Origin of the sequence: Hymenobacter psoromatis (genome assembly GCF_020012125.1) — a bacterium.
Classification (GTDB): domain Bacteria; phylum Bacteroidota; class Bacteroidia; order Cytophagales; family Hymenobacteraceae; genus Hymenobacter; species Hymenobacter psoromatis.
Window position 1 is genome coordinate 755567 of the sequence record NZ_JAIFAG010000001.1, and the last position, 25045, is coordinate 780611.

20 protein-coding genes, 1 tRNA gene and 1 pseudogene are annotated in these 25045 nt (G+C 59.6%); 7 read left to right on the forward strand and 15 right to left on the reverse strand.

The annotated features are described in order from the left end of the window. Window positions 1-7 precede the first annotated feature (7 nt). Window positions 8-2824 carry a S8 family peptidase gene (locus LC531_RS03185; protein WP_223648879.1) on the forward strand — a complete coding sequence of 939 codons (2817 nt, stop codon included), beginning with the start codon at window positions 8-10 and terminating at the stop codon, window positions 2822-2824. Window positions 2825-2955: 131 nt separating this feature from the next. Here the strand turns inward: LC531_RS03185 and LC531_RS03190 are convergent, their stop codons facing one another. From LC531_RS03190 to LC531_RS03205, 4 genes are all read right to left on the reverse strand, one after another. Beyond that, the gene (locus tag LC531_RS03190) at window positions 2956-3276 is read right to left on the reverse strand and encodes a hypothetical protein (RefSeq protein ID WP_223648880.1); all 321 of its coding nucleotides are present in this window, start codon (window positions 3274-3276) and stop codon (window positions 2956-2958) included. A gap of 67 nt (window positions 3277-3343) precedes the next feature. Beyond that, window positions 3344-4429: a class II fructose-bisphosphate aldolase gene (fbaA, locus tag LC531_RS03195; RefSeq protein WP_223648881.1), complete on the reverse strand. Its 1086-nt coding sequence runs from the start codon at window positions 4427-4429 to the stop codon at window positions 3344-3346. Between the two features lie 187 nt (window positions 4430-4616). Continuing rightward, window positions 4617-5504 (reverse strand): hypothetical protein, encoded by an 888-nt coding sequence (locus LC531_RS03200; protein WP_223648882.1) that lies wholly within the window; start codon window positions 5502-5504, stop codon window positions 4617-4619. Window positions 5505-5754: 250 nt separating this feature from the next. Beyond that, a tRNA-Arg gene (locus LC531_RS03205) sits at window positions 5755-5826 on the reverse strand. A 141-nt stretch (window positions 5827-5967) separates the two neighbouring features. On the opposite strand from LC531_RS03205, the gene LC531_RS03210 reads away from it, so the two are divergent. Then, the gene (locus tag LC531_RS03210; RefSeq protein ID WP_223648883.1) at window positions 5968-6447 is read left to right on the forward strand and encodes an organic hydroperoxide resistance protein; all 480 of its coding nucleotides are present in this window, start codon (window positions 5968-5970) and stop codon (window positions 6445-6447) included. Window positions 6448-6529: 82 nt separating this feature from the next. Here the strand turns inward: LC531_RS03210 and LC531_RS03215 are convergent, their stop codons facing one another. Together LC531_RS03215 and sucC are read right to left on the reverse strand one after the other, a co-directional pair. After that, complete coding sequence (locus tag LC531_RS03215) at window positions 6530-7510, reverse strand: aldo/keto reductase (RefSeq protein WP_223648884.1); 981 nt, start codon at window positions 7508-7510, stop codon at window positions 6530-6532. A gap of 224 nt (window positions 7511-7734) precedes the next feature. Then, a complete protein-coding gene (sucC, locus tag LC531_RS03220) occupies window positions 7735-8934 on the reverse strand; it encodes an ADP-forming succinate--CoA ligase subunit beta (protein WP_223648885.1) in 1200 nt (399 codons plus the stop codon). A gap of 191 nt (window positions 8935-9125) precedes the next feature. Here sucC and LC531_RS03225 point away from each other — a divergent pair, with 191 nt between their 5' ends. Beyond that, window positions 9126-9779 carry an ABC transporter ATP-binding protein gene (locus LC531_RS03225; RefSeq protein ID WP_223648886.1) on the forward strand — a complete coding sequence of 218 codons (654 nt, stop codon included), beginning with the start codon at window positions 9126-9128 and terminating at the stop codon, window positions 9777-9779. A gap of 311 nt (window positions 9780-10090) precedes the next feature. Then, entirely contained in the window at window positions 10091-10903 is an 813-nt protein-coding gene (locus tag LC531_RS03230; protein WP_223648887.1) for a hypothetical protein, read from the forward strand. A gap of 52 nt (window positions 10904-10955) precedes the next feature. Here LC531_RS03230 and LC531_RS03235 read toward each other — a convergent pair whose 3' ends face one another. The 4 genes from LC531_RS03235 to LC531_RS03250 all read right to left on the reverse strand — a co-directional run bounded on the left by LC531_RS03235 (window position 10956) and on the right by LC531_RS03250 (window position 13721). Then, the gene (locus LC531_RS03235; protein ID WP_223648888.1) at window positions 10956-11870 is read right to left on the reverse strand and encodes a MerR family transcriptional regulator; all 915 of its coding nucleotides are present in this window, start codon (window positions 11868-11870) and stop codon (window positions 10956-10958) included. A gap of 117 nt (window positions 11871-11987) precedes the next feature. Next, entirely contained in the window at window positions 11988-12689 is a 702-nt protein-coding gene (locus tag LC531_RS03240; protein ID WP_223648889.1) for a carboxypeptidase-like regulatory domain-containing protein, read from the reverse strand. A 184-nt stretch (window positions 12690-12873) separates the two neighbouring features. Next, complete coding sequence (locus tag LC531_RS03245) at window positions 12874-13254, reverse strand: hypothetical protein (protein WP_223648890.1); 381 nt, start codon at window positions 13252-13254, stop codon at window positions 12874-12876. A 44-nt stretch (window positions 13255-13298) separates the two neighbouring features. Further along, on the reverse strand, window positions 13299-13721 hold the full coding sequence (locus LC531_RS03250; protein ID WP_223648891.1) for a hypothetical protein: 423 nt from the start codon (window positions 13719-13721) through the stop codon (window positions 13299-13301). 235 nt (window positions 13722-13956) lie between these two features. On the opposite strand from LC531_RS03250, the gene LC531_RS03255 reads away from it, so the two are divergent. The 3 genes and pseudogenes from LC531_RS03255 (at window position 13957) to LC531_RS03265 (ending at window position 18337) form a co-directional block, all read left to right on the forward strand. Beyond that, window positions 13957-15906 (forward strand): RecQ family ATP-dependent DNA helicase, encoded by a 1950-nt coding sequence (locus LC531_RS03255; protein ID WP_223648892.1) that lies wholly within the window; start codon window positions 13957-13959, stop codon window positions 15904-15906. A gap of 126 nt (window positions 15907-16032) precedes the next feature. Continuing rightward, a pseudogene (locus tag LC531_RS03260) lies at window positions 16033-16785 on the forward strand (NADPH-dependent F420 reductase); the annotation flags it as partial. A 397-nt stretch (window positions 16786-17182) separates the two neighbouring features. Beyond that, window positions 17183-18337 (forward strand): sterol desaturase family protein, encoded by a 1155-nt coding sequence (locus LC531_RS03265; RefSeq protein WP_223648894.1) that lies wholly within the window; start codon window positions 17183-17185, stop codon window positions 18335-18337. 74 nt (window positions 18338-18411) lie between these two features. On the opposite strand, the gene LC531_RS03270 is transcribed toward LC531_RS03265, so the two are convergent. The 5 genes from LC531_RS03270 to LC531_RS03290 form a co-directional block, all read right to left on the reverse strand. Then, window positions 18412-18708 carry a rhodanese-like domain-containing protein gene (locus tag LC531_RS03270; protein WP_223648895.1) on the reverse strand — a complete coding sequence of 99 codons (297 nt, stop codon included), beginning with the start codon at window positions 18706-18708 and terminating at the stop codon, window positions 18412-18414. Window positions 18709-18727: 19 nt separating this feature from the next. Further along, entirely contained in the window at window positions 18728-19168 is a 441-nt protein-coding gene (locus LC531_RS03275) for a nucleotidyltransferase family protein (RefSeq protein ID WP_223648896.1), read from the reverse strand. Window positions 19169-19339: 171 nt separating this feature from the next. Then, complete coding sequence (locus tag LC531_RS03280) at window positions 19340-21304, reverse strand: T9SS type A sorting domain-containing protein (RefSeq protein WP_223648897.1); 1965 nt, start codon at window positions 21302-21304, stop codon at window positions 19340-19342. 59 nt (window positions 21305-21363) lie between these two features. Beyond that, on the reverse strand, window positions 21364-22125 hold the full coding sequence (locus LC531_RS03285; RefSeq protein WP_223648898.1) for a PASTA domain-containing protein: 762 nt from the start codon (window positions 22123-22125) through the stop codon (window positions 21364-21366). A 157-nt stretch (window positions 22126-22282) separates the two neighbouring features. Next, the gene (locus LC531_RS03290) at window positions 22283-25042 is read right to left on the reverse strand and encodes a D-alanine--D-alanine ligase family protein (protein WP_223653839.1); all 2760 of its coding nucleotides are present in this window, start codon (window positions 25040-25042) and stop codon (window positions 22283-22285) included. Window positions 25043-25045 lie beyond the last annotated feature (3 nt).

Sequence of the window (25045 nt, forward strand, 5' to 3'; positions counted from 1 at the left end):
TTAGTTTATGAAATTATCCTTTACGCTCTTATTGCTAAGCCTTCTGCTAGAGTTTAATTCGGCCGGGGCGCAGGCTCCGCCTACTCGGCCGGGCTTGCTGGTAGTGAAGCTGCGCGCCGGGGCCGGCGCGCCGGCCGCCGAGCTGCCTGCCCTGCAAGCTGCGCTGCAAACTCTGCGCGCCACCAGCCTTACTCAAAAATTTCCGCGCAGCCTGGCCCCGAGCCCCGAGCAGCCCGCGGCGGTGGACCTGCGCCGGGTATTTGAGCTGAGCGTGCCGCCGGAAGTATCGCTGGCCAAGGCCCGCGCCGTGCTGCTGGCCACTGGCGTGGTGGAATACGTGGAGCCGCTGTACGTGCGTCAGCCACTGTATTTACCCAACGACCCGCTGGCCGACTCCACGGCTGGCAAGCAGTATTACCTGCGCCTGACGCAGGCCTACCGCGCCTGGGACTTTATGAAGGGCGACACCAGCGTGGTAATCGGGATGACGGACACGGGCATTCGCTTCACCCACGAGGACCTGCGCCGGCAGGTAAAGTACAATTATGTCGACCCTATCAACGGAATTGATGACGACGGCGACGGCTACATTGATAACTTCTACGGCTGGGACTTTTCTAATAATAACAACGACCCGCGCGCCAACGACGATAACGCGGTGCACGGCACCGAAACGTCGGGTGTGGCGGCGGGGCAGGCCGATAATGGCTTGGGAATAGCGGGGGTAGGGTTTAACACCAAGTTCCTACCCCTGCAAATATTTCCGGGCACCACAACCGGAGCCTTTGCGGGCTTCGAGGCCATTGTGTACGCCGCCGACCACGGCTGCCGGGTCATTAACATGTCGTGGGGCGGGGCGGGCGGCTACTCGCGCTTCGAGCAGGACGTGTGCACCTACGCGGCCGTGAACCGCGACGTGGTGCTGGTGGCGGCGGCCGGCAACACCCCCGCTGACCTGCTGTTCTACCCCGCTTCTTACGACCACGTGCTATCCATAACGGCCACCGACGCGGCCGATGCCAAAGCCGGCTTTTCGACTTACAGCCACCGCGTGGACCTGGCGGCACCGGGCGTAGCTATTATCTCGGCTCTGGGCTCGAAGAACGGGAGCGTAGATGCCGACTATAATTACAACACCGGCACCTCGCTGGCTGCGCCGCAGGTAACGGGCGCGGCGGCGCTGGTGCGGGCCCACTTTCCGCAGCTTAATGCCGAGCAGGTGCAAGCGCAAATTCGCCAAGCCGCCGATACCAGCATGTACCAGGTGCCGGCCAACGCCGCCTACCGGGGCTACCTGGGCACCGGCCGTCTGAACGTGGCGCGGGCTGTGGCGGCGCTAACCCAGCGCGAGGCCCGTATCGTGAGCAGCACCATTGCCCCGGCCCGGCCCTCGGGCTACGCGCCCGGCGACACGCTGCGGCTGGCCGTGCAGGTGCGCAACCTGCTGGGGCCGGTGGCCGGGCTGAGCGTGCGGCTCATCTCGCTCTCGCCCTACCTCACGGTGCGGGCGGGCAGCTTCGCGGTGGGCAGCCTGGCTACCCTGGCCGAAGCTACCAACGAGGCCGCGCCCTTCCGGCTGGCCGTGGCGGCGGGTGGCATCCCGGTGAATACCAAGGCTACCCTGCGCTACGACCTGGCCGGCGAGGCCGGCTACCGCTCCACCCAATACCTGGAGCTGCTGCTCAACCCCGACTACGTGCAGCTCAATGTCGGCGACCTCAGCCTGAGCCTGACCGGCCGGGGCAATTTGGGCTACGATGATATCACGGCCACCGTGGGCCAGGGTGTGAGCTACCGCGCCAGCACGCCGCTGCTGAGCGAGGGCGGCCTGCTGCTGGCTACTACCCCCACCCGCGTGGCCGACCACCTGCGCAGCACCACCGGCGCGGCCCGGCAGTCATTTTTTGAGCTGATGCAGGTGGCGCGGATGGCGCCCGGCCCCCGCGCCGACCAGGAGGCCCGCGGCACGTTCCGCGACTCGCTACCCGACCCGCAGCGCCCGCGCTCGGTGGGCGTGCGGGTGCGCCAGCGCGGCCAGAGCTGGGCCGCGCCCGCCGCACTTCGCGATGTTATCCTGCTCGATTATAGCTTGCTAAACCTGACCGCCGACACGCTTAAGCCCCTCTACGCGGGTATTTTTACCGATTGGGACCTGCCCGGCACGCCCGGCCGCAACGTGGCCCGCTGGGATTCCGTGAACCGCGTGAGCTACGCCTACGACCCCCTCGACCCGCGCGTGTACGCGGGGGTGCAGGTGCTGGGGCCGCGCCCGGCTGGGGTTTATGCCATCGATAATAACGCCCCGGCCGGCACGCCCATCTACTTTGGCGATGGCTTTAGCCCAGCTGAAAAGTTTCTGGCCTTGAGCGGCGGCTTTAACCGGGCGCACCGCGAGGCGGGTGCCGCGGCCACGGGCACCGACGTGTCGCAGGTAGTGAGTATGCTGGTGCCACGCCTGGCCCCCGGTGACTCCACCACCGTCGCGTTTGCGGTGCTGGCCGCCCCCTCGCTGGCCGAGCTGCAAGGCGCCGCCCAGGCTGCCCTCGCCGCCTACCAGCAAGTATTAGCCACAGCCCGCCCGGCCGCGCCGCCCGGCTGGCAATGTTATCCCAACCCGGCGCAGAGCCAGCTACAAGTACGAATGCCCGCCAGCGTCGGTGCGGCCACCGTGCAAGTATTTGATAGCCAGGGCCGACTGGCCGCCCAAGCTGCGCTGCCAACTGGGGGTGGCCCCGTGGCGCTGGCCGCCCTACCCCCCGGCCTCTATGTGGTGCGGGTGCTGGCAGCTGCTGGCAGCTGGACGCAGCGCATCAGCCACGAGTAGCGCTTGCCAACTACTACTACAAACTGCTAGAAAGACCACACGACCAGCACAAAAAAAGGACCGGCTGCCAGCCGGTCCTTTTTTTAATCCCTACCCCTGGCAACCTGGCCGAAGGGGTAGAAAGCAGTTTTTTACATGCTGCCCGACGATTGCATCTTCATTTTCTTGTCGCCTTGCATCGCCTTGCGGGCTTCCTTGCGCGACTCTTTGTAGTCTTTGCGCTCATTGGCGGTGCGGGGCTTGGTGGTGGCTTTCATGCGGTTGCCGGCCTGGTCGTAGCCTTTTACCTTCATCTTGCCGTCTTCGTCTACTTTGGTCTTCACGGTCATGCCATCGGCGGTGGTGATGACTTTATCGCCGCCGTCTTTGGTCGTCGTGGTGGGGGTAGTCTGGGCCTGGGCGGCTAGCGTGAACAAGCTGAAAGCCAGGGCAGAAAGAAGGGTCTTTTTCATGGTTTTGGAAAGAAAAGTTACGCGGCCTATACGCGTCCCCCCGGCGCAAAGTTCATCAGCGGCGCAGCTAGGGCCGGCGGTTCACGGCGTTCAAGTCCTCGAATGCCTGCTTGAGGCGCGTCACGAAGGTCTTCTCGCCTTCACGCAGCCACACGCGCGGGTCGTAGTACTTTTTGTTGGGCGAGTCGGGGCCGGTAGGGTTACCAATCTGGCCCTTCAGGAAGCCCTCGTTCTTGACGTAGTACTTCTGAATGCCCTCCCAGAACGCCCACTGCAAGTCGGTGTCGATGTTCATCTTAATGGCTCCGTAGCCAATGGCCTCGCGGATTTCCTCCTGCGAAGAGCCCGAGCCGCCGTGAAATACGAAGTCAATCGGTAGGGCCTCCGTGATGTTGTGCTTCTGGCGCAGGTGCTCCTGCGAGTTGTGCAGAATCTTGGGTTGCAGCTTCACGTTGCCGGGCTTGTATACGCCGTGCACGTTGCCAAATGCCGCCGCGATGGTGAAGCGCGGGCTGATTTCGCGCAGCTGCTCGTAGGCGTAGGCTACTTCCTCGGGCTGGGTGTAGAGCTTGGAGCTGTCCACGTCCGAGTTGTCCACGCCGTCTTCCTCGCCGCCGGTCACGCCGAGCTCAATTTCCAGCGTCATGCCAATTTTGGCCATGCGCGCCAGGTATTCGCGGCAGATTTCAATGTTCTCCGCAATTGGCTCTTCCGACAAATCTAGCATGTGCGAGCTGTAGAGTGGCTGGCCGCGCTCGGCGTAGTATTTCTCGCCCGCATCGAGCAGGCCATCAATCCAGGGCAGCAGCTTTTTGGCGGCGTGGTCGGTATGTAGAATCACGGGCACGCCGTAGGCGGCGGCCATCAGGTGCACGTGGTGCGCCCCCGAAATGCCGCCCGCGATGCTAGCCTGCTGCTTATCATTGGGCAGGCCCTTACCCGCGAAAAACTGCGCGCCACCGTTCGAGAACTGAATGATAACCGGCGAGTTGAGGTCGCGGGCCGTTTCGAGCACGGCGTTCACGGTGTCGGTGCCAGTCACGTTCACGGCGGGCAGGGCGTAGCCGTGGGTTTTGGCGTGTTGGAAGAGGGCCTGCACTTCGTCGCCGTGCAGTACGCCGGCGCGCAGGCCGGTCAGGGTGGAGTTTGCCATAAGTAAAAAGGCGCGGCGAAAGAGGCGGCGCACCTGCAAAGAAACATGGTAGGAGCGGTTTTAGATTTGCTGGCTGCCGGTTAGCGAACTGCCGACTGCGTAGGTACTAGCAAAAGTTACTAGCCTCCCCCCATCACTTATTGACTTTTTTTAAGGCTTACCTCAATTTTCTAAAAATATGAAATAATTATTGACCGATAAGCAGAGTGAGCCAAGATGGGTCGCTACTTAAATCCGGTTTTCTGCCAGTATGAGCCTCAATAAGTATGGGTATACTTGAAACATCTGACCTCATATAGCACGCTGAGCAGTGGTAGATTAAGTCTATAGGGAGAGCTACTATGGGGTTATCTCTAATCGGTTTAGGAGTTACAAATTTACCAGGTCTCTTAACCATATCTATTTTGAAATTAACCCAATTAAAACAATTAATACACTGATAACCTAAGTAATATCTAGCTAATTCTTTGGAATATTTCCCAAAGGGATTATCAGTAATAGAGCGCTCTTTAGCTTCACTAGTTGTTATGCCTTTGTAAAGATAATTTGTGGGCATTACTGCGAAGCCAGTGAACCAAGTAGGTCTTAACTCCAAAATGAGCATTCTACTAGCATTCATTATCAGTCCGACTAATGCATACAGCCCTGTTGGAATTGTAGACTGCTCAAACATGTAGCGAACGGCAGGAAATACGTCTTTGACTTGATTAAGTATAATGCGAAAATCAAAACTTGGATTCTGATTGCCACCATCCTTAAGAATTAACTCTAACTTATCTAAATTAGGTGTTTTTGACAAAATATGATTATAATTAATATATATTTTATTCTGATACACTTGACAAAGTTTATCATATATGCTTAATAAATTGTGAGATTTAGGAATTGGCTTGCCTTCAAGCGAAAGTAGGCACTTCATGTATAACTCTATAGCAAAGCCCTGTGACGCAAGACCAGGAAAAATTAACATAATATTTTTGCCAGGCCCTGCCTTAGTGTGAACCTGTTCGGCAGTCAACATGAATGTCTCTGCTTGGGCAAATATGTTATAAGCTTGTGAGTCAACAGGATTCATAATCTAAATTGAGATTAGGATTATAATATTTTATACTCTTCGAAGCCAGTGCTTGAAATTCTGATTAACCATTGCAATAATCCCCCTAGTCTCATGCAATGGTCATGCACCAGTTGCATAGTTACGTTGGTGTTGATAGACGGCATAACCTTAAGAGTGCACAACGATTCGTGAAGCGCGATGCTTTGGCTTAAAATATCCCTTAGAGGTACAAAAAAGTCCCTGGCAGAACGCCAGGGACTTTCAAAAGTGGGCACATTAGGAATCGAACCTAAATCTAGAGCTTCGGAGGCTCCCATACTATCCGTTGTACTATGCGCCCAGTGGTTCGGGCTGCAAAAGTAGCCATAAAAGCCGGCGCAGCCAAACAAGCCCGCGATTTTGCGCCTCTCCCTACCCCCCGCACAACCCTGAGCCGGAAAAATCGGTTAGCGTATCCTGAACTCGTTCACTTCTCCTTCTTATGGATTCCTCTAAAAAGACTCTCTACACGGCCGATGCTACGGCCGTGGGCGGCCGTAGCGGCCACGTGCGCTCCACTACCGGCATTATTGACCTCGACATGTCGGTGCCCGAAGGGCTGGGCGGCAAAAAAGGCACGACCAACCCCGAAGAATTGTTCGCGGCCGGCTATTCGTCGTGCTTTCAACAGGCGTTGCTCGTCATTGCGCAGCGCAACGGGGATAAGCTCGACCCCGCCACCGAAGTAAAGTGCTCGGTATCGCTCTTTGAAGACGGCGAGGCTTACGGCTTGAGCGCCATTCTGGACGTAGACCTCAAGTCGTTTGACCAGGCCAAGACCATCGAGATGGTGCGCCAGGCCCATAAAATCTGCCCCTATTCGGTTGGCACCCGCGGCAATATGGAAGTGGAGCTCAAAGTGAAAGGCGAAGCTATCCCTGTAGCCGCCGAAGAAAACGCTGGCATTGCCGAAGGCAAATAAGCGCCGCGCAGAACCTAAAAGAATGGCTCGCCTGGATTACCAGGCGAGCCATTCTTTATAGGCATTATGGCTAATTTTCAACTTAGCTGAAGCCCAATACCGGATGCGGCTGGTAGGGCGCTTCCAGGCGCTTAATTTCACCGGCCGAGAGCTTGACATTCACGGCCGCGACGGCATCTTCGAGGTGGCCGGGCTTGCTGGCTCCCACAATGGGAGCCGTGATGACGGGCTTGCTCAACATCCAGGCCAGCGCTATCTGGGCATTGGGCAGGCCCCGCTCCTGGGCAATTTCCGTCACGCAGTCGGCCACCGCAAAGTCGTCGTCGCGGCCGTAGAGGCTTTTGCCGAAATTGTCGGTCTTGGCGCGCTCGGTTTCGTTGCGCTCCCTACCCCGGCCGCCGGTGAGCAGGCCCCGCGCCAGCGGCGACCACGGAATAACGCCGATTTTCTGGTCCTCGCACAGCGGCAGCATCTCGCGCTCTTCCTCGCGGTACACCAGGTTATAATGTGGCTGCATACTCACGAAGCGCGTCCAGTTGTGTTTGTCAGCCAGGTATAGGGCCTGGGCAAACTGCCAGCTGAACATCGACGAGGCCCCGATGTAGCGCGCCTTACCGGCCTTCACCACGTCGTGCAGCGCCTCCAAGGTTTCCTTAATGGGCGTGTGGTAGTCCCAGCGGTGAATCTGGTAGAGGTCCACGTAGTCGGTGCCCAGGCGCTTCAGGCTGGCGTCGATGGCGCTCAGTATGTGCTTGCGCGAAAGGCCTTTATCGTTCGGCCCCGGTCCCATTGGGTTAAATACCTTGGTGGCCAGCACCACCTCATCGCGCTTGGCAAAGTCGCGCAGCGCCCTACCCACCACTTCCTCGCTGGCCCCATTGGAGTACACGTCGGCGGTGTCGAAGAAGTTGATGCCCAGCTCCAGCGCCTTCTGCATAAAGGGCCGGCTGGCCTCCTCGTTGAGCGCCCAGGGCCAGCGCTCGGTGGGCGTGCCGTAGGTCATGGTGCCCAGGCATATTTTGGAAACCTGGAGGCCGGTATTTCCTAAGCGGGTGAATTCCATCGTGGAAAGAAGGGTAGGGAAGTGAGAGTTTAAAAAGTATTTAAAAAGTAAAAGAACGTCATGCAGACCGCAAGGAAGCATCTCGCGTGCATCGTTACACAAACCCGAACGATGCGAGCGAGATGCTTCCCTGCGGTCTGCATGACGTTCTTTTTATTCCATCATAACCCAAAAAAGCCCGCTGGGGTTACCAGACGGGCTTTTATGAATAAAATCCGGGCTGCTTACTTGGCCTCAGCCAGCACTTCCTTCACCCGGTCGGCGGCATCTTTGAGCAGCGTGGCCGACTTCACTTTCAGGCCGCTTTCGTCGATGATGCGCGCGCCTTCCTCGGCGTTGGTGCCTTGCAGGCGCACGATGATGGGTACCCGGATATCGCCGATTTTCTTGTAGGCTTCCACCACGCCGTTGGCCACGCGGTCGCAGCGCACAATGCCGCCGAAGATGTTAATCAGGATGGCCTTCACGTTCGGGTCCTTCAGGATGATGCGGAAGCCCGCTTCTACCGTCTGGGCATTGGCCCCACCCCCTACGTCGAGGAAGTTGGCCGGCTCGCCGCCGCTGAGCTTGATAATGTCCATCGTGGCCATTGCCAGGCCCGCGCCGTTGACCATGCAGCCCACGTTGCCGTCGAGCTTCACGTAGTTCAGGTTATTCTCGCTGGCTTCTACTTCCAGCGGGTCTTCCTCGTTGGTATCGCGCAGGGCCATAAAATCCTTGTGGCGGAACAGGGCATTGTCGTCCAGGGTCACCTTGGCATCCACGGCCAGGATTTTATTGTCCGACGTTTTCAGCACCGGGTTAATCTCGAACATGGCCGAGTCCGTCTCATCGTAAGCTTTGTACAAAGCCGTCACGAACTTCACCATTTCCTTCTGCGCCTCGCCTTCGAGGCCGAGGCCGAACGCGATTTTGCGGGCCTGAAAGCCTTGCAGACCCACGGCGGGGTCGATGAATTCTTTCAGGATTTTTTCGGGGTGATGGTCGGCTACTTCCTCAATGTCCACGCCGCCCTCGGTGGTGTAGATGATGACATTCTTACCCGAGGTGCGGTCCAGTACCACGCTCATGTAGAACTCCTTAGTGGGGCTTTCGCCGGGGTAGTATACGTCCTGGGCAATGAGCACCTTGTTAACCAGGCGGCCTTCGGGGCCGGTTTGCTTGGTCACGAGCTGCATGCCGAGAATCTGGCCGGCGATGTCCTTTACCTGTTCCAGGTTTTTGGCGAGTTTCACCCCGCCGCCTTTGCCCCGGCCGCCGGCGTGAATCTGAGCCTTGATGACGTACCAGCTGGTGCCGGTTTGCTCGGTGAGCTTCTGGGCGGCGGCCACGGCTTCCTCGGCGGTGTCGGCCGTGAGGCCCTCTTGCACGCGCACGCCGTACTTTTTCAGAATTTCCTTGCCTTGATACTCGTGAATGTTCATCGGAGAGGGTAGGGGATGAATTTAGTTGCTGCCGCGAAGGTAGGGCCGATAGAATGAAAGGGTAGAAGCAAAAAACGTTTGTCATTGCCGCGCTCCACTTGCGTTGCGCTCGCAATGACAAACGGAGCCAACACTCGGCTGCCTTTGCGCGTAGCTTTGCCCAACCGACGCCCTACATAAGATTCTGCCCCTTGCTGCAAGCCATCAATCTTCGCAAAAGCTATAATTCGCTGGAAGTGCTCAAAGGCATCGACCTGACTATCCAGCGGGCCGAAATCGTGAGCATCGTGGGGTCGTCGGGGGCTGGTAAGAGCACGCTGCTGCACATTCTGGGTACCCTGGATGAGCCCGATTCAGGTGAGGTATTATTTGATGGCCAGGCGATTACCAGCCTGGGGCGCACCGCGCTGGCTCGGTTTCGCAACCGCCATATTGGCTTCGTGTTTCAGTTTCACAACCTGCTACCCGAGTTCACGGCCATCGAAAACGTGTGCCTGCCCGCCTACCTCGCCGACCGCTCGGAGAAGGAAGTGCGGGTGCGCGCTCGCGAGCTGCTCGGCCTGCTCAACCTCGACCACCGCGTGGACCACAAGCCCAGCGAGATGAGCGGCGGCGAGCAACAGCGTGTGTCGGTCGCCCGCGCCCTCATCAACTCGCCCGAAATCATCTTTGCCGACGAGCCCAGCGGCAACCTCGACTCCAAAAACGCCCAGGAGCTGCACGAACTGTTTTTCTGGCTGCGCAAAGAGTTCGGCCAAACCTTCGTCATCGTGACCCACAACGATACGCTGGCCCAGATGGCCGACCGCACCATCGTGATGCGCGACGGCCACATTGAGGGGTAGGAAATTTGGGTTAAAATGGAATGGTCATGCAGAGCGAAGCATCTTGCTCGCCTCGTTGAACGACACCCGAACGAGGAGAGCGAGATGCTTCGCTCTGCATGACCTCCTTTCTTGTTTTTTATTCTCTTAAAATTCGGCTAAGTCATTTAGAAAACTACCCGGCTCAAAAAGATTTTCCTACCCCTCCCAAACATCCTGATTATCAGCGCTAAATTTTACTAATAAAATTGGCTTTTTTGGAACACTCTTTGCCTTGGCTTGGTTATCCACTCGTACTACAGAACGATAACCGGGCCCAGCCCATCTCCACCATGACCGAAGTCGCCAAAACCCCCAAGGAAGCTACCGTCGCCAAGAAAGCCGCCTCCCGCGCGGAGAGCTATGACATCGCCAAATCGGACGAAACGCTCGATTTGGCCAAGGACCTGGCCCGGTTTATTAAGGACAACAAGCTTAGCACGCAGGTGCAGGGCAAGGAGTTTGTGAACGTGGAAGGCTGGCAGTATGCCGGCTCGCGCCTGGGCATTGTGCCCATCGTGGAGCACGTCATCAACCTCAGCTCGGAGCAGGAGCTGAAGTACCAGGCCAAGGTGACGCTCTATGACCTGCGCCACGGCACCACGGTAGGGGCCGGCTTCGCCATCTGCTCCAACAAGGAGAGCGGCAAGAAGTTCTACCAGGAGTTTGCCATTGCCAGCATGGCGCAGACCCGCGCCATTGGGAAAGCTTACCGTAACATCCTGGCCTGGATAATCCGCGCTGCCGGCTACGAGCCTACCCCCGCTGAGGAGATGGAGTACTCTGGCAACGTGCCCGCGCCCGCCGTGGCCCCGGCTGTAGCCGAGCCTACCCCCGTGATGCGCGCCGTGACTACGGCCCCTACCCCCCTCACGCCGGCCGAAGCCCCCGCTGCTGAGGCTGCTACCGCTCCAGTGCAGTACGCCACTGCCAGCCAGAAGGAAGAGATTATCCGCCTGCTGAACCATCCGCTCATCACGCGCCAGGAGAAGACCAAGATGCTGCTCAATATCAATCGCCTGGACGAGGAGCGCGCCACGCAGGCCATTGCCAAGCTACGCAAAGCCATTGAGGACCGCGAAGGGACGACGGCCGTAGCGGCATAGGTTTTAGCTGGAGTTATTGAGGAAGCCCGGTGCCGTGAGGTACCGGGCTTTTTCATGCGCGCTGCTTATTTGCTGCCCGGCTCACAACCGGAATCAATTCCAGCACGTCGGTAATGAGGGGGGGTAGGTGGCTGGCGGGGGGTAGGCTGGCCCGGAGCTGCTGGGCTAGGGGGCCGTAAAAAATCAGCTGTGGTTCGGGGCACTGCTGGCGCAGGTCGGTGGCGTAGCGGGTTACCTCTTCGGGTAGCAGCCCGGCGGTAAGCACCGTGAGCAGGGCCGCCGGCTGGTAGGACTGGCAGGTGGCCGCTACGGCTGCCAGGGGCAGGTTTTGGCCCAGGTACAGCACCTGCTGGCCGCGGCTGCGCAAGGCATGCACCAGAAAAAGCAGTGCCAGTTCGTGCAGCTCGCCTTCGGGTAAAAACAGTAGCCAGCGGGGTGCCCCGGCCGGCGGGGCGGCCGGCAGCGCATCGAGCAACGCCAGCAGCTTTTGCCGCACCAGCTGCGATACCAGGTGCTCCTGGACCACGTTGAGTACACCCCCTACCTGCCAGGCCAGCCCAATGCGCTGGAGCAGCGGATACACGAGCTGAAGCATCGCCGGCTCGGCCCCGTGCTGGCTGATGGCGGCGGTCAGGAGCCGATGCAGCAGGGGTTCGTTTAGCTCTAACATGGCCATTGTCAAAGCGTTGAGCTGCGCCTCGTAGTTATCTGCCACGGTAGCTTCGAGGGCCAGCACGGCCTGCTCCCGCTCCTGTTCGCTCAGTTGCATCACCTGTGAAATGCGCTGGCCGTGACTGCACAGCGAGGCTATGTGCAGCAGGCGGCGCAGGTCATGCTCATCGTAGTAGCGGATATTGGTGGCCGTGCGCTGAGGCCGCAACAGGTCGTAGCGTAGCTCCCAGGTACGGATGGTATGGGCCTTAATGCCCGAATACTGAGCCAGGTCACGGATGGAATACTGTCGCACGGGCAATAAAGGTTAAACGGGTAGTTGCCCCGTAAAGAGCTACTAAAGTACCTTGCCCGCAGCAACGACCTGGTACGGGCCGCCACTACGGGCAAGGTACTTTAGTGACGCAACGGTTTAGAAAAACAGCCAGCGGTGCCTTCTCTTAATCGAAATATCGGTGTACTTACGGGGCACCAGCGTCACGTTTTGGGTGTAGTGCCCATTGAGCTGTACCAGCTCGTCGGTGTAGCTGCCGTAGCCGTATTGCAGCTCGCCGGCTTGGCCAGCGGGCACCACCAGCGCGTAGCTGCCCGTGGCATCGGTGCTCACACCCCGGCCCGCAGTTTTGCTCAGCACGGTAGCGCCTACCAGCGGCCGGCCATTCTCGTCCAGGATGCGGCCCCGCACCGTGACAAGCCGCATGGCTGAGGCTGTGGCAGCTGGCGCGACCGCCAGAATTTCGCCGCTGGGCAAATCAGCTTCAGGACCGATTTTGCTAGTACCAGTAACTGAGGGGCTGATAGCGGCCATTGCGGCCCCACCCACCAGCAGGGCTCCCGTAGCCAGCGTAGCGGCGCGGCGGCGAAACCGCTGCGGCGCGGTGCGCAGCAACTTCAACTGCTGGCCCATCCAGCCCACCGGGCGTACCAACTCGCCCTGCTGCCTCATGTGGTAGAAGTGCAGCAGCGTCGCATCGCTCCGCTGTTGGTTGATTTTCAGGTAGTTATCTACCAGCTTCGTATTCCGATGCGACAAGTCGCCCCGGAGATACGCATCACGGTACACCGGTAGCAGGCTGCCGGTGGCCTCATCGAAGGGAGAAGCGGTTAGTTTCATGGTAAGCGGGAGGGTTAGGTTGAGGTTAATGTAAATAATTTAACAAGAGCCAGTGGCTTGGAACTACTGGCTTTTAATCTGACTACCAGTGGCTTAAAGCTAGTCGAAGGTCGGGTTGCCAGGTTGGCAGCCACTTAGTAGAAAGTGGCCAGCCAGCGGCTAGGTAGCCGCGAATACCGTGCGGCTATTTCAGCAGGTCAACCTGCTGGCGCAGCACGTCGCGGGCGATGGCCAGGTTCGTATCGCGGGAGTTCACGACTAGGTAGATGAACTTCTTACCGTTGTCAACCAGCTTGAGCAGGTGAATCTGGTTGGTGAGCGTGATGAGAATATCATCAATCGACTCGCCCGTTAGCTTCAGCGCGTTCATTGCCTTCTGCTTCTGCTTCACGACCTCCGTATTGTAAGCAGCGGCCGTTTCTGGATTGAGCGTCGGCGAGGTGGAGTGCGAAGCCAGCGTCATGCCCGATTGAACATCCACAATCGCTACGGCCAGCAACTGGGGTAGGTCGTTTAGGATGTTTTGAATAGCTTGGCCAGCGGAGTTGTTAGTAGAGTATGCCATTACGTTAAAAAAAGAAGTAAAAAGGGTGATTAAAATGAAGGGGATTACTGACAATAGGTCTTGAGGACGTCACGGGCAATGGCCAGGTTGGTATCGCGGGCGCTGACGGCCAGGTAGAGAAGCCGCTGCTCGTCGGGACTAAGGCGGAGCAGATGCAGCTGCTCGCGGAGCGTGATAAGAATATCCTCAATCTTCTCCCCATTTAATCCTAACGCTTTGATAGCCTGGCGCTTTTGCTTCACCACTTCGGCATTGTAGAGCGCGGCTTTGGCTGGGTTTAGGGAGGGTAGGGCCGCGTAGCTTGCCAGGGCCTGCCCGCTCTCGATGGCGATAACGGCCACGGCCAGGACCTCGGGTAGCGCCAGGCAAACGGCATCAACGGTGGCCTGCGCTCGGGTGCTGGCTTCAGTTAGGGCCGGGCTGGGCTTTCCAAACTGCGCGAGGCGATTGAGGAGCGGAATATTCATAATGCAAAAGAATTTCCGACCTCAAAGTGACCTGAGCAATAGAAATGACCAGATATTTTGTATAGAATGAAGTAGAAGTATGACAAAAATATAATCCGTTTAAGATTTTAGCTAATTACGTTAAGCAAATTTTATGAATTTTAGACGAAATGGTAAAAAAACGTGGTGAATGATACGCTTAGCTTAGCGTAGGGGACCGGGTGGGGGTATCTGTAGCGAGCGTAACTTGCGGGCTATGCCTGCCCCGCCTGCCACTACCGCCGCCCCGCTCGATTTGCTGCGCCAGTACTGGGGCCACCAGGAGTTTCGGCCGGGACAGCAGCAGATAATTGAGGCGGTGCTGGCGGGGCACGATGCGCTGGCCCTGCTGCCCACCGGGGGCGGCAAAAGCGTGTGCTTCCAGGTGCCGGCGCTGGCCCGGCCGGGGCTGTGCGTGGTCGTGACGCCGCTCATCGCCCTCATGCTGGACCAGGTGGCGGGCCTGCGTCAGCGCGGGCTCAAGGCCGAGGCCGTGTACGCGGGCATGAGCCACCAGGAAATCGACCAGGCGCTGGATAATTGCGTGTATGGCCGCGAAGTTAAGTTCTTGTACGTCAGTCCTGAGCGGCTACTCACCGACTTGTTTCGGGCGCGGGTGGCGCGCATGAGCGTGGGGCTGCTGGCCGTGGACGAGGCGCACTGCCTCTCGCAGTGGGGCTACGACTTTCGGCCGCCCTACCTGCGCATTGCCGAGCTACGGGCGCTGTTGCCGTCCGCGGTGCCGTGCATCGCGCTCACGGCCACCGCCACCGCGCAGGTGCGGCAGGATATAGTCGAAAAGCTGGTTTTCCGGCCCGGCTATGGCATTTTCACCCAAAGCTTTGCCCGGCCCAAGCTCTCGTACTCGGTGCTGCCGACTGAGGACAAGCCGCGCCGGCTGCTGGAAGTTTTGCGGGGGGTAGGGCCGGGTAAAACGGGCATCGTGTACGCCCGCACCCGCCGCCAGACCGAAGACACCGCCGCCTGGCTCAGCCAGCAGGGCCTGCCCGCCGCCGCCTACCACGCCGGCCTCAGCGCCGAGCAGCGCACCCGCACGCAGCAAAACTGGCTAACCGACAAAACGCGCATCATCGTGGCTACCAATGCCTTCGGGATGGGCATTGACAAGCCCGACGTGCGGGTGGTGGCCCACCTCGATGCGCCCGCCACCCTCGAAGCCTACTACCAGGAGGCCGGCCGCGCCGGCCGCGACGGCCTCTATGCCTTTGCCGTACTGCTCAGCGGCCCCAACGATGCCGACGGTCTGCGGCGGCAGGCGGCGCTGGCCCACCCGCCCCCCGACGTGGTGCGGCGCGTGTACCAGGCGCTGGCCAACTACTCGCGCACGGCCGTGGGCGGCGGCGAGCTGGTGGCGTTTGATTTCGACCTCGGCGCGTTTGCCGAAACCTACCGCCTCAAGGCCGTGGAAGCCTACCAGGCCCTCAAGGTGCTGGAGCAGCAGGGCTTCGTGCAGCTTACCGAGGCCGTGAACCAGCCGGCGCGAGTGCAGCTCATTAGTAACCAGGATGATTTGTACCGCTTCCAGGTGGCCAACGCGCAGCACGATTTACTCATTAAAGCCCTGCTGCGGCTCTACGGCGGCGAGCTGTTCGTGGCGTTCCAGGGTGTTTCAGAAAGCAACCTGGCCCGGCACCTACGCCAAAGTACCACCGACGTAACGCGCCAGCTGCGCTACCTGCACAGCGCGGGCGTGCTGCATTACCAGCCGCGCCGCGAGCTGCCGCAGGCACTCTTTACTACCCCCCGCTACGACGCCGCCCAGCTGCCGCTCGATGAGCGTCGCCTCAAAGCCGCTAAGCAACTAACTGAGCACCAGACAAAGTCGGTGATTGAGTACGCCGCCGGCACCACCCGCTGCCGCCAGCAAACCCTACTCGACTACTTCGCTGAGCCCGACGCGCCTGCTTGTGGGGTGTGCGACGTGTGCCTGGCGCGCAAGAAAGCCCGCCAAGCGCCCATCAATTCTGCCGCGCTGCCCGCCGCCCTGCTGGCGCTGCTACGCGCCGCGCCGCTGCTGCCCCGCGAGGTGGTGGCCCGCTACCCCCCCGCCGAGGCCGAAGCCGTAACGGCCGCTTTGCGCGGCTTAGTGGAGCTGGGTCAGCTGGCCTACGCGCCCGATGGCAGGCTGCGAGTTACGGCTCGTTGATAAGCTGTTAGAGAGATAATTGTCCTTGCTTGATGCGCAACATGCTCGCAGGGACAAACAGACCCTGAACCGTTTGAAAAAAGCAATCGACTGCTGAGGTTGTTTAGCTAGACGCAGTGGCACGAAGCCGCTGCCTCACCCTTTCAACAAACTTTCCAGATGAACATTGGAATTATTGGGGCCGGCCACATCGGCAGCGCCCTCGCCGTGCGGCTCACCAGCCTCGGCCACTCGGTTCTCATTGCCAACTCGCGCGGCCCCGAAACACTGACCGACGTGGCTAAAAAAACCGGCGCTACGCCCGCTACCGTGGAAGAAGCGGCGCACCACGGTGAAATTATCGTGGTAACCATCCCGCTGATAAACATCCCCGACCTGCCCAAAGACCTATTTAAGGGCGTGAGCGCCGACGTGCCCATTATCGATACCAGCAACTACTACCCCCTGCTGCGCGACGGCCGCATACCCGAGCTGGATGGCGGCGACCTCACCGAAAGCGAATGGGTGCAGCAGCACCTGGGCCGGCCGGTGGTGAAGGTATTCAACAACATCTACGCGGCGCACCTCGAAAAATCGGGTCAGCCCGCCGGCACGCCCGGCCGCATTTCACTGCCCGTGGCCGGCGACGAGGCCGCCGCCAAGCAGCAGGTGATGGCGCTGGTGGATGAGCTGGGCTTCGATGCCGTGGACGATGGCACCCTGCACGAGTCGTGGCGGCAGCAGCCCGGCACGCCCGCCTACGGCACCGATTTGCCCGCTGCCGACCTGAAAAAGCTGCTCGCCAGCCTGGGCACCAAGCGCACGCCGGAACAACAGCAGCAGTTCGCGGCCAACCACGCTGAGCAGGAACGCCAGATGATGAAGCAGATGCAGGCGTAGCCGGCTCATTATAGCGCCGTAAAGCGGCGTAGAAAAAGCTATTGCCTTAACGCTACTGCTGACTGCGTAGCGTTAAGGCAATAGCTTTTTTAGAAAGCAACTAGCCTCACCCGCTGGCTTCTCGGCGGGTAAGCTCGGGGCGCTTTCCCGGCCTATAAAACTCCGCGAACCTCCGCGCCTTACCTTCGCAAACCTCTGCGAGAAAAGCTGCCGCGCCAGGCTGCGCAGCATATCTCCAAAAGTCGGATTTATGTAAGGTTAATACCTTATTATCCAAAGTTTTAAACTAAATAAATTTCCCAATGAAAAGTCGAATTAATGCGTAAGTAGTCTTGCCGGCCGGATGGGGCGACGCGCACCTTTGCTGCCGTTAACGCCCTACCAATCCCGACTTGCCATGACCCCTACCCCCTCCCTTGGCCCCCAACGCCTGCGTATCGGCGAGGGCTACATTAGCGGCTACGCCTCCATTTTTCTGGCGCTGCTGGCGCTGGCCGCCGTGGGCTGCTTTCACTACCCCGAGTATTTGACCATCCCTGAATTTCGGGAAGTGTACACCGGTGAGGCCATGAAAACGCTGCTGATGAGCGGCATTGTGGCCTCGTTTCTGTTTGCCACGGTCAGCTTCCTGCTGAGCCGGCGCAAGCGGCTACCGCTGCTGGGCATCGCGCTGGCCACGGCGGCCGTGGTGCTGGGCGGCTTTGCGGTGCAGGCCCGCTCGGTGGAGGCTACCAGCTGGCACCTGGGCCTCGACTGGCTGGTGCTCGACCTGCTATTGATGAGCGTGATTTTTGTGCCCATCGAGCTGGCGTTTCCCAAAAACCTGCGGCAGTCGCGCTTCCACGCCGAGTGGCGCACCGATTTGGTATACTTCGCGGTTAGCCACTTGTTCGTGCAGTTTTTTGGGGTCATCACCCAGGCTCCGGCGCGGCTGCTGTTTGGGCACCTGGGCCTGGCCCCGCTGCAAAGCTGGGTGCACGGCCTGCCGCTGCTGCTGGCCCTACCCCTCGCTTTGTTCCTCACCGACTTGTTTCAGTACGCCACGCACCGGCTTTTTCATTCGCACGTGTACTTATGGCGCTTCCACTCGGTGCATCACTCCACGCAGGCGATGGACTGGTTGGCGGGCTCGCGCACGCACTTCGTGGATATTTTTGCTACCCGCGCCATCTCGTTTATTCCGCTCTACGTGTGCGGGTTTTCGCCGCTGGCCTTCAATTGCTACGTGCTGTTCGTGTCCATTCACGCGGTGCTTATTCACGCCAACACCCGCCTGAAATTTGGCTTCCTGAAATACCTCTTCGTGACGCCCCAGTACCACCACTGGCACCACGGCGACGACCCGGCGCACTATGGCATCAACTTCGCCATCCACTTCCCGCTCATCGATAAGGTGTTCGGTACCTACTACTTGCCCGGCAATGAGTGGCCCGCCGCCACCGGCGTGCACGAAGCCGCCTACCCCAAGGGCTACGTGAAGCAGCTGGTCTACCCGTTCACCAAAAGCCCCTTCGACCACGACCTGCACGTGGAGGAGCAAAGCAGCCGGTAGAGTCATTGCTCGTTACTCGTTTTTCGGCAAGCGGTTGGCCGGCGTTGAATAACGAGTAGCAAAAAATGAACACCTCAATAGGCCAGAATACCGCCTTCCAGGTTGCGCACGTTGGTGAAGCCCTGCTGAGTCAGAAACGCCTTAGCGGCCGACGAACGCGCGCCGCTCTTGCAATGTACGATAACCTCTTGGTCCTTATGCTCTTCCAGGTCGTCTAGCTTAGTGGGCAGCGAGCCGAGCGGGATATTTTGCGCGCCGGGAATGTGACTTTCCTCAAATTCCCAAGGCTCGCGCACGTCGATAATGGTGGGCATTTCGCCGGCTTGCTGGCGCTGGTGGAGTTCGGCGGGAGTGATGTCGGGCACGGGCATGGGGTAAATAAAGAGGAAATTAGGAAGGAGGCAGGTTTTCTAAATCCTGCAAGTCCTGTGGCCGATTGATAGCAGCTTTTGCCTTACGCAATGCTCTCAAGTTAATGTAGCGTACTGGTAGGTTGGCGGTTTCAACAATTAATGCATTTGTTGCGCATTCTTCATAAGAAACCCCCTTGACCTGAGTCAATAAGTCAATCCACAAATCTTGGCGGCTGAACGACAAAAAATTGGGCAGTTTCAGAAAATCAGCCTCCTCAAATTCTCCATGCGTAAAACCATATTCTATTAAGGCCCGCACCGTCCGCCGAGCATTTTCCGGCGTGGGGCGCACTAAAATATCAATATCACTGGTTGTGCGGGGAAAACCGTGCGCGATAACCGCGTAGCCCCCCACGATTACGTATTCAACGCGCGCGGCGTGGAATAGGCGCAGTAGATTTAAGTATTCGCTCTCCATACATGCGGGGTGGATTAGCGGGATTAGAAGCGTATACCTGCCGGGCTTCGGCCATTAGTCGGGCCGCCGCTGCCAAGCGTTGTTGGGGTGTTTTGCCCCACCAATACGCCCGCTGCGCTGCGTCCACCTCGGCTTTATGTTGAGATTTAATAACTAGCATAGACGGCTAAGTTACTGCACCGCCAGCCGGCGCGTGGCCACGCTGCCATCGGCCAGCGTTAGCTGCACCAGGTACACGCCGCCGGGTAGGTTAGCGGGCAGGCGCAGGGTAGCCTGGCCGGCCTCGGCGGCGGGCTGCTGCCACACGGGGCGGCCCAGCACGTCGAGCACGGTGGCCCGCCGGAAGGCTGGCCCGCTCACGGCCACTACCGTACCGGTGGGGGCGGGGTTAGGAAAAAGGCTAAACTGCGCGCTCACCGCCGCGCGGGTGCTGGTGACAGCCACATTATTATTCAGCACGGCCCGCATCATGATAGTGCCGGGCGTCGTCAAGTTCGGTTTGGTCCACACGCCCTGCGTGTTGTAAAAGAGGGTAGGGGCCGTGGAGGTATTATTCAAATCGTAGCCGTAGGGTAGGAATTGCCCACCCGAAGCCTGCCCGTAGCCGATGTAAAAGCGCCCCGTCACGGGCACCGGCGTAGTGAAAGTAATTTCCTGAAACGACTGGGTAGTGGCCAGGCTTTGCAGCAGCACCCCGGTCTGGGTAGCCAGCGGCAGGTCGGCGGGCTGGCCGTTGTTATCGGCCCACACGGCCACCGTCACCGAGCGGTTCTGGAAATTTTCGCCCCCCTGAGAAGTCGGAATATTGTTGAAAAATGGGGCCAGCCGAATAGATTTCACTTGGTCGGCCTGGGCCACCGTGATGGGGTAGGCGAAGTACGTAGCGGGCCCGGTGCTCTGGGCCGGCAGCGGCAAAAAAGCCTCAGCCGAGCCATCATCGAAGGCGTAGTAGTCGGCAAGTTCAAAGTCGCGATAGGTGCTGTCGTTGGGCAGCGTCAGGGGGTTGGCTTCGTTGGTGGTCAGGGCCAGCGCGTAGCGGTAGCGGCGGGGGGTAGGGTCGGGGGGCAGCGGAGCCGTGCCGGCATCGCCGACTATCGGCACCTGGCGCGCGCCGGCCAGCAGCTGCTGGCTGGCCGTGAGCCAGGTAGCCGGCCCAAAGCCGCCGCTGGTCAGCTCGCGCACCGTGCCGAGCGCGCTGATGGGGGTAGGGTTGCCGCTGGGCAGCAGGTTATTGATGGTAGCGCTCAGGGCCGGGTTCAGGGCGGCGCGGCCCGCAGCGGCGTATTGCCAGGCCGGCATGGCCGTGTAGCTGCGCAAGGGGCTGTTCAGCCCCCGGCTGGTGGCAATATCCTGAAAAATTGTGTCGCTGGCCGTGCGGTTGGTATTTAAATAAATATAATCCAGCCCAAAGGCGTCGCGGCTCGTGCTCTGGTTGCCGGTGGCCCGAAACCGAAACTGAAAGCCGCTGTGGAAATAGCTGGCCTGGTTGAGCGGGAAAATCCGCTGCTGGAAATTTGTCGTCTTATTCTCGCCGCCGTAGGTCCAGATGGTGTTCCAGCGCCCCACGTTGTCCAGAAACTCCAGCGTCAGGCTCACCGACGTGCCGCCGCCGTTCGTTGCCGGCGCGCCGGCCAGCGTACCCGCCTGCCAGGCATAGCTGATATACAGCTGGTTAGCTACCGAATAGCCACTCAAATCAATGGGTAGCGAAGTCAGCGTATCGGTAGCGCCGTAAAATGAAGTCGAAGTAGCATTATAGGGCAAGCCATTGGCGCGCAGGGCATCGAGCGTGGCCGTGCCGCGCGTGAGCGGATTGATAGCCAGGCGGTTGCTCACGTAGGCCCCGCCGCCGGTGTAGGTTCGGAGCAGGCCGCTACCATCGGGGTAGGCAAGCGTTGCGCCCTGCCAGCGGGCCGGGCTAGGCTGCCCATCGCGGGGCAGCGTAAAATCCTCGAAAAAAGGCAGTGCCAGGGCCGCCGTGCGTTGGGCCGATGCCAGGGGGGTAGGCCGGCCGGCCGTGCGGCCGGGGTCGGCGGTCAGCGGCTGGGGCGTGAGCACGACGGGCACGGTCTGGGCCTGCGTCGCCAGGCTCAGTAGCAGCGCGGGCAGGGATAGGAAGCGGAGTAGCGAGCGCATAAAAATTAAGTTACAAAATCTGTTTGTCATTGCGAGCGCAAGGACAAATTGATAACAGGCTACTCCGCAATCCACAAATCCACTAATTGGCCCATGCGGATGGTGGCCCCAGGCGCGGCCACCGGGCGCTGGCGCACCACGGTGCCGGGCGTTTGGCCACTTTCGGCGGCTTGCTTGAAGACTTCGCCCACTTCCAGGTGCTGGCCGGCGAGCAGGGTGCGGGCCTCATCTTCGGGCATGGTGAGCAGGTTGGGCATCTCAAACTCGGTGTTGCCCAGGCCATCGCCCACCTCCAGGTCCACTTTGGTGCCCTTGGCGATGGGCGCGCCGGGCGCAATTTCTCTACCCCCCACCAGCTGCTTGAGCACCGCGTTCTGCGCCACGTTGGGCACCATTTTAAGCTGCCCGATTTCCAAATCGTAGCTCTTCAGAATAAGCTGCGCGTTCTTCACCGAGCCGTCGGTGAGCTTGGGCATTTTGATGACCGGCGGGCGGCGCATGGCCACCGAAATGTAGATTTTGCGGTCCTGCTTCACCTTTTCGCCGGGCGCGGGCTCCTGCGTGAGCACCGTGAAGGGCCGCGTGCCGGGCGCGTAGCTGCTATCGTCCACGAAGTAGGCCAGCTTGCGCTCATTGAGGTAGGCGGGCAGGTCGGCCAGGGTCATGCCCGTTATTTTGGGCACCACAATGGTTTCGCCGTGGTGCGTGGTGATGGGCAGATAGACGTAGAAAAATCCCAGCACCAGCGCCGCCCCCAACGCCGCAATGAGCAGCAGGTGCAAGAAAACGTCGAGCCAGGTATCCGCTTTTAAGAAAGACATTTTATAGAATATGATGTTTTCAATCGTTTGTCCTTGCGAGCGCAACGAAGTGGAGCGCGGCAATCTTTCCTTCACGTTAGGATTACCAACTTAATGAAGTGGACGACCAGGAAAGATTGCCACGCTCCACTTCGTTGCGCTCGCAAGGACAAACGATTTATAAACTCTTCTCCGCCCGCGCTTTGCCGAAATCTAGTATCCGGTCAATAAACTGGTACGGCGTATACCCAGCCAGCGCGGTTTGGTGAAAAATGCAGGTTGCGGGCGTCATGCCGGGTAGGGAATTAACCTCAATAATAAGCACTTCGACCGCCCCGCCGGCCCGCACCCGCACGAAGGCATCAATGCGGGCGTAGCCCTCGATGCCCAGCACCTCGGCCACCTGGCGCAACACGCGCTTCACCTCGTCCGAAATGCGCTGGCGCTCGGCCGGGTCGGCGGCGTAGCGGGCGGGCGTGATATTCTGCCCCTCGCCGGCCAGAAACTTCTCCTCCAGGCTCAGCACCTCGCCCGTTGCCAGCGCCTCGCTGGCCTCGAATACCTCGATGTGCAGTTCGCCGCTTTCGTCATACGAAGTCAGCAGCCCGCCCGTGATTTCCAGGAAGGTAGCCGCGCCGTCGGGGCCGATGAGGGTTTCCACCAAGAAGGCATCCTTCTGCGGAAATTCCTCCTTGAAGCCCAAGTGTAGCACGGCGGCCGGGCCGGGCAGCAGCGCTTCCTGCTCGCGGAACATCTGCTCGCTGAAGGCTTGCAGCTCGGCGCGGTTCTTTATCTTTTTCACCGCCGAGGAGCACCCGTCGTCGGCTGGCTTGGCGATGAAGGGGTAGGGAAAATCGGCCTCCAGGCTGCGGTAGAATGCCGCTGGGTCGGCGGCCCACTCCAGACGGGCGGCTAGGCGGTGGGCAGCCACGCGCAGGCCGGCTTCGCGCAGGCGGCGGTTGGTCTCGAACTTGTTGATGGTCACGGCCGAGCTGTCGGCGCCCGAGCCGTTGTAGGGCAGGCCCAGTTTTTCCAGCTCGCGCTGCAAGGCCCCATCCTCCCCCGGCCGGCCGTGCAGGGCAATGAATACCTCATCCACCAGCTCGGCCAGCTCTTCAAACGAGAGGCGGCGCGGCGCGGCAATGGCCTGGCCCGCGTACACTTGGGTAATCAAGCTGGCTTCCGCGCGGATGTGCGCCAGGACAGGGTGCGCCGCGTGGCCCGCCTCGGCCTGCTCTATTTTCTCCCGAATATCGTCGGCGTTGTCCTTCAGCATCACGTTGATGGGCAGCTCGTAGAGCCGAAACTCGGCGCTGCTGCCGGCCAGAAACACCGGCATCGGCCGATACTTGGTGCTCGAACTCAGCTTCTCGTAAATATTGCGCCCGCTCTCCACCGAAATGTGCCGCTCCGAGGAGTAGCCGCCCATGATGACCGCCACCCGGATGCGCTCGTCGGTGCCGCCCTGCCGCCCGCGAATATCATTGTCTAGCTCGTGTAATAGCGTGCCTAGCTGTACCGGTTTCAGGCCGCCGCGCCGCCGCGCCGCTAGCGAAGTGCGGATAAGGTAGGTTAAGAACTGGCTCGGATTCAGCCCAATCTCGGCCGCTTGGTGGAAGAAGAACGAGGCCGGCAGCATCCCGCTCGTCGTATTCGGGTCGTTGAGAAAAATCGTCCCGTCCGCCTGAATAAAGCCGTCCAGTCGCGCATACACCTCAAACCCGAAGGTGCGAAACATTGTCTGCGCCTGCTGGCGAATGCGCTCAATATCGGCCTCCGGCAAGTCAATGGGCGTGATTTTGCGGGCCAGGCCCGGCAGGTACTTGGCGCGGTAGTCGAAGACCTCGCTTCCCTTCACGATTTCGGTGGGGGGTAGGGCGAGGGGTTGGCCTTTTTGGTCTTCGATAACGATGCAGGAGAACTCACGGCCGGCTACGAATTGCTCTATTAGCGCTGAATTTTCGCCGGTAAGACTATAGATTGAGACGAGCGCAAATTCTTTGAAGCTAGCGTCAATAAAATCAAGTAGAGCCTCAGGATGATAGAAAATCTCGCTCTTCTCTACCCAACCCTTCGGATGCAGAGGCTTGGATTTGTATTTAAAACCAAGAATAGTTTTTATTTCAGGCTTGGGCTCGAAGCCATAAGCTACCGCTCTGACCGGCAAACCAATGCCTTCCCGAACGTCAGTTAACTGCCGCACCCAGATGAGGCGGTCATTTTCATCCCGTCCTTCCCACTGTGCTTTCGTTAGGGTACGTTCAAAAAGCGCGCGTTCTAGCGCGGCCCGAAATTCTTCCGTATTCTCCTCTCGTACAATGCTTACCCCAATGCTGCTACCCTGGCGCGGCGATTTGACTACCAGCGGTAGACCCAACTCTTGCACCAGTTCGGCTAATTCATCTTTCCCAATGCTATTCGTCACCCGAAACTTCGGCGTAGCCAGCCCCACGACCTGCATCAGCCGCTTCTGAGCGATTTTATCAATGCCGATGGCCGAGGGAAGAATGCCGGAGCCCGAGTACGGCAGCCCGACCCACTCCAGCAGGCCCTGAATGGCTCCGTCCTCGCCGCCCGGCCCGTGCAGGGCCAGGAATGCGAAGTCCATGAGCCGGGGCAACTCGCTGGCTTCTACGCGGCGGCCTACGGGGGCGATGAGCGCCGTCAACTCCTCATCGGTTAGCTCGCCCAGGTTTTCGATGTAGAGCTGCCAGGGGTGGCGCGAGGGGGGTAGGGCCGCCACGGGCGGGTAAAAATCGCGGATGGTGCCCTTGTACAAGTACTGCCAGTCGAGCAGAATAAACTGCCCCAGGCTATCCACGAAAATGGGGACGGGCTGAAACAGGCCCTTATCCAGATTATCAAAAACGGTGCGCCCACCGGCGAAGGAAATCTCCCGCTCGCGCGAGGTGCCCCCGAAGAAAATGCCGATTCTCATCAT

Coding starts and splice junctions, on each gene's coding strand:
- LC531_RS03240 (WP_223648889.1), bottom strand. CDS start 12,689: ATGAAACTAACCGCTTCTCCCTTCGATGAGGCCACCGGCAGCCTGCTA.
- LC531_RS03255 (WP_223648892.1), top strand. CDS start 13,957: ATGCCTGCCCCGCCTGCCACTACCGCCGCCCCGCTCGATTTGCTGCGC.
- LC531_RS03245 (WP_223648890.1), bottom strand. CDS start 13,254: ATGGCATACTCTACTAACAACTCCGCTGGCCAAGCTATTCAAAACATC.
- LC531_RS03185 (WP_223648879.1), top strand. CDS start 8: ATGAAATTATCCTTTACGCTCTTATTGCTAAGCCTTCTGCTAGAGTTT.
- LC531_RS03290 (WP_223653839.1), bottom strand. CDS start 25,042: ATGAGAATCGGCATTTTCTTCGGGGGCACCTCGCGCGAGCGGGAGATT.
- LC531_RS03270 (WP_223648895.1), bottom strand. CDS start 18,708: ATGCCCGTGCCCGACATCACTCCCGCCGAACTCCACCAGCGCCAGCAA.
- LC531_RS03275 (WP_223648896.1), bottom strand. CDS start 19,168: ATGGAGAGCGAATACTTAAATCTACTGCGCCTATTCCACGCCGCGCGC.
- LC531_RS03210 (WP_223648883.1), top strand. CDS start 5,968: ATGGATTCCTCTAAAAAGACTCTCTACACGGCCGATGCTACGGCCGTG.
- LC531_RS03280 (WP_223648897.1), bottom strand. CDS start 21,304: ATGCGCTCGCTACTCCGCTTCCTATCCCTGCCCGCGCTGCTACTGAGC.
- LC531_RS03250 (WP_223648891.1), bottom strand. CDS start 13,721: ATGAATATTCCGCTCCTCAATCGCCTCGCGCAGTTTGGAAAGCCCAGC.
- sucC (WP_223648885.1), bottom strand. CDS start 8,934: ATGAACATTCACGAGTATCAAGGCAAGGAAATTCTGAAAAAGTACGGC.
- LC531_RS03190 (WP_223648880.1), bottom strand. CDS start 3,276: ATGAAAAAGACCCTTCTTTCTGCCCTGGCTTTCAGCTTGTTCACGCTA.
- LC531_RS03285 (WP_223648898.1), bottom strand. CDS start 22,125: ATGTCTTTCTTAAAAGCGGATACCTGGCTCGACGTTTTCTTGCACCTG.
- LC531_RS03200 (WP_223648882.1), bottom strand. CDS start 5,504: ATGAATCCTGTTGACTCACAAGCTTATAACATATTTGCCCAAGCAGAG.
- LC531_RS03215 (WP_223648884.1), bottom strand. CDS start 7,510: ATGGAATTCACCCGCTTAGGAAATACCGGCCTCCAGGTTTCCAAAATA.
- LC531_RS03230 (WP_223648887.1), top strand. CDS start 10,091: ATGACCGAAGTCGCCAAAACCCCCAAGGAAGCTACCGTCGCCAAGAAA.
- fbaA (WP_223648881.1), bottom strand. CDS start 4,429: ATGGCAAACTCCACCCTGACCGGCCTGCGCGCCGGCGTACTGCACGGC.
- LC531_RS03265 (WP_223648894.1), top strand. CDS start 17,183: ATGACCCCTACCCCCTCCCTTGGCCCCCAACGCCTGCGTATCGGCGAG.